Consider the following 2,967-nt stretch of genomic DNA (forward strand, 5'->3'; position numbering starts at 1 on the left):
CGACACAGCGACCGGCGAGTTGACCAGGGTCTACCTGTTCGTGGGGTGCCTGCCGTATAGCCGGTACTCCTTCGTCGAGCCGACCCTGGACATGAAGCAAGACACCTGGCTACGGGCCCACGTGGGCATGTTCGAGTACTTCGGCGGCAGCGTGCCCAGGATCGTGCCGGACAACCTCAAGACCGGGGTGATCAAGCACCCGAAGGAGGGAGAGATCGTCCTGAACGACGCCTACCGGGAGATGGCGGCTCACTACTCGGCGGCCGTGCTGCCGGGCAGAATCCGGGCACCGAAGGACAAGGCCAGCGTGGAAAACACGGTCTGGCATGTGGCGATGCGCGTCATCGCCGACCTCAGGGACCAACAGTTCGCCACGTTGGCCGAGCTCAAGGTGGCCGTCACCGACCGCGTTGACGCCTACAACGCCGAGCCGTTCCAGAAGCGCGCCGGCTCCCGGACCTCGGTGTTCGCCGCTGAGGAGAAGGCGTTGCTGCGCCCGTTGCCGGCCGTCTCTTATGAGATCAGCCGCTGGGTCTACGGGCGCCGGGTGGCCCGCAACGGGCACGTGGCCTTCGCCCGGAACTACTACTCGGTGCCCTACACGCACGTCGGGGCCAAGGTCGACCTGCGGGTCACGGACACCATGCTGGAGATCCACCACGGCCAGCAGCGGCTGGCCAGCCATCTGCTGGTGGCGGAGAACGTGGTCAATGAATACCGCACCCACGACGCGGACCTGCCGGCCGGCCCGAAGTACCGGCAGTGGGACCAGCACCGGGTGCAGGAATGGGCCCAGCGTGTGGGACCAGCGACGGTGACCGTGGTGGACAGGGTCTTCGAATCCGTTCCAGTGGCCGAGCAGGGCCTGAACCCTGCGCTGGCCGTGTTGCGGCTGACGCGACGGTTCTCCGCCGAGCGGGTGGAGGCCGCCTGCAGTATCGCGTTGGCCGGTCCGATCCGCTCCCCGCGGTATGCCCACCTGCGACCGATCCTGGACACCGGCCAAGACAGACCAGGAGCACTCACCAGCAGCTCTCCCGCAGGCCCGCCGGCGGAGGAGACCGGTGGCTACGTGCGTGGGGCCTCCTACTACGCGGCAGGAGGCACCCGGTGACCCGGATCGATACCGAGACCAAACGCAAGCTGCGCGAGATGGGCGCCACCGCCCTGCTGGAGTCCCTCGAAGCCCGGGACGAGACCTTGATGCTCGGCCTCGGCTTCGAGGACCAGGTCAGGCTCGTCGTGGACGAGGCCCACGCCTCCTACACCCATCAGAAGGTCGAGGGCCTGATCCGGCGGGCCGGACTGCGTTACCCCAACGCTGACCTGCGCCGGCTGGACCTGCTCACCGAACGTGGCCTGGACCAAGGGGTGATCGCCCAGCTCGGGACGTGTTCGTTCATCGACCGTCAGCAGAATGTCGTCTTCCAGGGCTTCACCGGCTCCGGGAAGTCGTATCTGGGGTGCGCGCTGGCCAAGCAGGCTTGCCAGCACCGGATCCGGGCGCACTATATCCGGATGCCGGACCTGGCCGAGGCCTGGGCACTGGCCAGGGACAAGCCCCACGGACAGCGGACGTTCCTGAAGAAATACGCCGCGTTCACCCTTCTGGTTATCGACGAGTGGTTGCTGGACCACCCCGATGAGGGCATGCGCAGCATGCTGCTGGAGCTGCTCGAGCGTCGGTACGGGAACACCTCGACGGTGTTCTGCACCCAGTACGCCCAGAAGGACTGGCACCAGCGGCTCGGCTCCGGAGTCCACGCGGACGCCATCATGGACCGGATCGTGCACAACACCCTCTGGATCGAGACCGGCAGCTACAACATGCGCGAACACACCGCGATGAACGGTCTCTAGAAACCCGTTGAGAGCCGGTGGCTCCCACACCATCGGCCACTGGCTCTCAACGGCAATACAGGTGGCTCTGGAAGGCAATACTGGGTGGCTCTCAGGCCCTCAAATACTCAGTGAAGCGGCCCTGGGTAAAGATAGAAGTTCCTCAACTCGTCTCTCACCCAAGGCCGCACCATGCAATCTACCGTCCCTGCCGCGCCGTGTCCCGTCGCTGATGTCATCTGCCGCACTCTCGAGCTCGGCATCCACATCACCGGCGCTCACGTCACCGATGACGACGTCACCATCATCGAAGCCACCCCACGAGAACCCCTCGGATACTGCCCCGACTGCGGCGCTGAAGGCCGCCTGCGTGACCACGTCACCCGCCGGCTCACGGACGTCCCGATCACCGGCCACCCGACACGCCTGCACGTACGCCTGCCCCGCTACCAGTGCGTCCACCCCCAGTGCCCGCGGACGATCTTCCAGCACCAACTCGACGCCGCCGAACCCGGGGCGAAGACCACGAAACGCGCTACGACCTGGATCCTGAAACGCCTCATCCAGGACCAGATGAGCATCTCCGCTATCAGCAGGGCACTCGGACTCGGCTGGGACCTCGTCAACCAGCTGGCCACCACTGCCGCACAGTCCCTCGTCTACGCTGATCCCAGCCATCTGGCCGGGGTCCGCGTCCTGGGCATCGATGAGCACTGTTGGAAACACGTGCGCGGACAAGGCGAGGACTCGTTCGCGACGATCTTCGTCGACCTGACCCCACTGATCGACGGGACCGGTCGAGCCCGTCTGCTGGATGTGAAAGCGGGACGTTCCGCGAAAGTCGTGACCACGTGGTTGCAGGAACGCTCCCAAGCATTTCGTGCCGGGGTCAGGGTCGTCACGATGGACGGGTTCGCCGGTTACCACTCCGCCACCACGAATGAGCTGCCGGACGCGGTGCCGGTGATGGATCCCTTCCACGTCGTCCAGCTCGCAGGGCAGAAACTCACTGCCTGCCGGCAGCGCTTGCAGCAGCAGATCCATGGACACCGGGGCCGGAAGACAGACCTCCTGTACCAAGGGCGACGGACTCTGCTGACACGCCGGTCCCTGCTGAACAAGCCGGCA

Annotated in this window: 3 protein-coding genes; all 3 read left to right on the forward strand. The window is 65.8% G+C overall.

The features are described 5' to 3' along the window. Positions 1 to 1,114 (forward strand): Mu transposase domain-containing protein (locus HGBR_RS05530; RefSeq protein WP_083882743.1); only part of this gene is annotated, 1,114 nt, incomplete at its 5' end. Continuing rightward, entirely contained in the window at positions 1,111 to 1,860 is a 750-nt protein-coding gene (locus tag HGBR_RS05535; protein ID WP_019158333.1) for an ATP-binding protein, read from the forward strand. The genes HGBR_RS05530 and HGBR_RS05535, both read left to right, overlap by 4 nt. Positions 1,861 to 2,031: 171 nt before the next feature. Beyond that, positions 2,032 to 2,967: ISL3 family transposase (locus HGBR_RS16595; RefSeq protein ID WP_019158334.1), on the forward strand; the 936-nt coding region annotated here is incomplete at its 3' end.

The sequence above is a fragment of the Brevibacterium senegalense genome (genome assembly GCF_000285835.1).
GTDB classification, from domain to species: domain Bacteria; phylum Actinomycetota; class Actinomycetes; order Actinomycetales; family Brevibacteriaceae; genus Brevibacterium; species Brevibacterium senegalense.